Below are 3,719 nucleotides of genomic sequence, written 5' to 3'. Positions count from 1 at the left end.
GACAGCGGAGCCGCAGTGAGGCTGACACGGGGCGGAGAATTGGGCTTTGCTTTGGGCTGTGCTCTTGCGGCCCAACGGGTCGCGCGGGCCGAAGCCTCCCGCCGCGGAGGCCCGCAACTGACGTTGCTTTTGGGCCCCGCAGGCTTCGACCCACTAAAGCAATTACATATTGGCAGGCTTAGTTGCGTCCCGCTGGCTCCGGCCGCACAAAGTCAAGCCACAGATAGGGTAGACCCGGCGAGCTTTCGAGTGCCGAGCCGCCCCGGGCTACCGCACTCACAATACAGGCACACTGAACGGAATAGGCGACCACGGATGCTACTGGTCCGTTGCAACCAACAACATAAATGGACTACACCTCCACTTCTATGTAGCAAGCGTCCATCCGACCAATCCAAACCTACGCGCCTGCGGTTTTCAATTGCGTTGCCTCTCGGAATAAACAAAGGGAGGCGCACCTACGGGAGCAATTTAGGGTAGAGCGGCCTGTAAAACGCCCTGCGGGCCCCGCCCCGGGCCTCCGCGGCCACGGCGACGGCAACCTATGGAACACCAGCGACGAAGGCTCCGTCTGGTCAGCAGCAACTGCCTCCAGCCTTACCTACTACGGCCTCTATTTGTACTTCAACACAGCCGAAGTGAACCCGGCACTGGAATATTACCGCGCCTTCGGTTTTCAGTTGCGTTGCCTCTCGGAATAAACGGCGACAAGAGCAGTACCCCAAGCCGCCCGAACGACCAAACAGACAGGATAAAAACAGCAAAGAGACATGAAGATTTCATACAACTGGTTAAAGAGCTATTTGGATAGCGGCCTGAGCGCCGAAGAAGCCGCAGGAATACTGACCGCCGCCGGGTTAGAGATCGAAGGGATCGAGAAAGTCGAAAGCATCCGCGGCGGTTTGGAAGGCCTCGTCGTAGCCGAAGTGCTGACCTGTACCGACCACCCCGACTCTGACCACCTCCACGTGACCACCGTCTCCACCGGGACAGACACCCAGCCGCTGCAAGTGGTTTGCGGCGCCCCCAACGTAGCCGCCGGACAGAAAGTGATCCTCGCCCAAGTAGGCACCACCCTCTACCCCACCGGCGAAGAAGAGGGCTTCAAGATCAAGAAATCGAAAATCCGCGGCGTCGAATCCTTCGGAATGCTCTGCGCCGAAGACGAAATCGGCGTGGGAAATGCACACGACGGGATCATCGTGCTCGACCCCGCTATTCCCGCCGGGACACCCGCCGCGAAAGTCTACGATATGGAAGCCGACTACGTTTTTGAAGTCGGCCTGACCCCGAATCGGATCGACGCCGCTTCGCACTACGGCGTGGCCAGAGACCTCGGCGCCTACCTGACCGCACACGGACAAGCCGTCAAGGCATCGCTCGGCGACACCTCCGCCTTTCGCGTAGACGACCCGAACGCACTGCCTGTCACCGTCACCGTTCGCGACACCGCAGGCGCACCGCGCTACTCCGGCGTGACCGTCCGCGGCGTCCGGATCGGCCCCAGTCCGGAATGGCTGCAACAACGCCTGCGCGCCATCGGACTCAACCCCAAAAACAACGTCGTCGACATCACCAACTTCGTGATGCACGAATGCGGCCAGCCCCTGCACGCCTTCGACATGGGTAAAGTCGCCGGACACCAGATCATCGTCCGGCGCGCCGACGAAGGCGAACCCATCGTGACCTTAGACGGCGTGGAGCGGAAACTCAGCGCCGACGACCTCGTCATTGCAGATCAACAACGCGCCATGTGCCTCGCCGGCGTCTTCGGCGGCATCGACAGCGGCGTGAGCGACACCACCACCGACATCTTCATCGAATCCGCCTACTTCGACCCCGTGAGCGTGCGTAAAACCGCCCGGCGACACGGCCTGAACACCGACGCCTCCTTCCGCTACGAACGCGGCGCCGATCCCGACATGGCCCCTTATGCCCTGCGCCGCGCCGCCCTGCTCGTCAAAGAGCTCGCCGGCGGGATCATCGGTTCCGACATCGTAGACATCTATCCGCAACCGGTCCCTCCCTTCGAATTTTCCGTCAACCTGGGACGCATCAACCGGCTGATCGGCGCCGAGATTCCGACCGAGACTGCCCGGGCAATCCTGACCGGCCTCGAAATCGACATCCGGAAAGAGACCCTCGCCGAGAACGGCGACACCATACTGGAGATCGCCGTCCCCGCCTACCGCGTCGACGTGCAGCGCGAAGCCGATATCGCAGAAGAGATTTTGCGGATCTACGGTTTCAACAACGTGTCCGACCCGCACTACATCAAGAACGTCATTACCACCGGCAACCCGAAGACCCCGGATCGACTGGCCAACGCCGCCGCCGACCTGCTCGTCGGTCAACGATGCGTCGAAATCATGAGCAACTCGTTGACCCGCGGCGCCTACTACGAATCCCTGACCTCTTATCCCGCCTCCCACTGCGTGCGGATACTCAACCCGCTGAGCAACGAACTCAACGTAATGCGCCAGACCCTGCTCTTCAACGCCTTGGAAGCCGTCGCCCTGAACGTCAACCGGCGGAACGGAGACCTGCGCCTCTTCGAATTCGGGAACTGCTACTTCTACGACCCCGCCGTCGCCGCACAAGCCACCGACAACCCCACCCAGAAAGGCACCCTTCGTCCCTATCGGGAAGAATACCGGCTCGCCCTGACCGTCACCGGCGCTGCCAGCCAGCCCAACTGGAACGACCCGAAACCGGCTCCCAGCGACTTCTTCACCGTCAAGAGCCTGGCAGAGCTGTTGTTGCAACGCTTCGGCGTTCAGCTTTACGAAGGACGTTACGAGACCTTGGAAAGCGACCTCTACTCCGAAGCGATCGCATACGTCATCCGCGGCAAAAAGCTCTTCGAGATCGGGATCGTCTCTCCGAAACTCAGCCGGGGCCAGTTCGACCTGAAACAGCCCGTCTACTTCCTGGAGATGAACTTCACCCACCTGCAAAAGATCGTCGAGACCGTCCGCGTACAAGCCGTCGAGCTCTCGAAATACCCCGAAGTGAAGCGAGATTTGGCCTTGCTGGTCGATAAAGCCGTGACCTTCAGCCAGCTTCGCGACGCCGCCAGCCGGGCCGAGAAGAAACTGCTGAAATCCGTCGGCCTCTTCGACGTCTACGAAGGCGACAAACTGCCGGCCGGGAAGAAATCCTACGCCCTGAACTTCGTCCTCGAAGATCCGACCAAGACCTTGACCGACAGCGAAATCGAGCGGATTATGAGCACCATTTCGTCCGCCTTGACCAAAGCCACCGGCGCCCAGATCAGGGGCTGATCTACAGGTTGACACTGAGCGCCCAAAACGTGGAAAAGAATTGGGCATAGCAAACCGATAAGCGATACGCGCAGTATCGCTCCATCCCTCCGGGGACTCGTTAGGCGTTTTGTTAGGGTTGTCTTAGCCTTATTAACCGCCCGCCACTCGCGCAGGGTAGTTTCAGGCGGCTTGAGGATGCGTCAGCATCCGTCTAAAGTTTTTCTGGTTCTCTTTGTTCACAAAGAGAACAGTTCTGTCCGGCACAGAGCTCAACGCGCGCCGCCGCCTAAAGAGGGAAATCGTCAAAATGCACTTGTGCGTTTTGACTGGATTTCCCCAGGCGCGCAGAACAGAGCTCGACAATCACCCGTGGCAAGTGCGGCGGAGCGACAGCGGAGCCGCAGTGAGGCGCACACGAGGCGGAGAATTGGGTCGAACTTTGGGCTGTGTTTT

General features: G+C 60.1%; 1 protein-coding gene. It reads left to right on the top strand.

What is annotated here, in order from left to right:
• The first annotated feature begins 770 nt into the window (after positions 1-770).
• The gene (gene pheT / locus QZ302_RS09335) at positions 771-3,284 is read left to right on the top strand and encodes a phenylalanine--tRNA ligase subunit beta (RefSeq protein WP_294594742.1); all 2,514 of its coding nucleotides are present in this window, start codon (positions 771-773) and stop codon (positions 3,282-3,284) included.
• The last annotated feature ends 435 nt before the right edge of the window (positions 3,285-3,719 follow it).

It is taken from the genome of uncultured Rikenella sp., assembly GCF_910579375.1.
In the GTDB taxonomy this organism is placed as follows: domain Bacteria; phylum Bacteroidota; class Bacteroidia; order Bacteroidales; family Rikenellaceae; genus Rikenella.
The sequence above is the reverse complement of the archived record's forward strand: the minus strand, read 5'-3'. Positions and strand labels throughout refer to the sequence as shown.

Bases quoted from the DNA above. Each gene is read 5' to 3' on its own strand.
- pheT (WP_294594742.1), top strand. From the start codon at position 771: ATGAAGATTTCATACAACTGGTTAAAGAGCTATTTGGATAGCGGCCTG.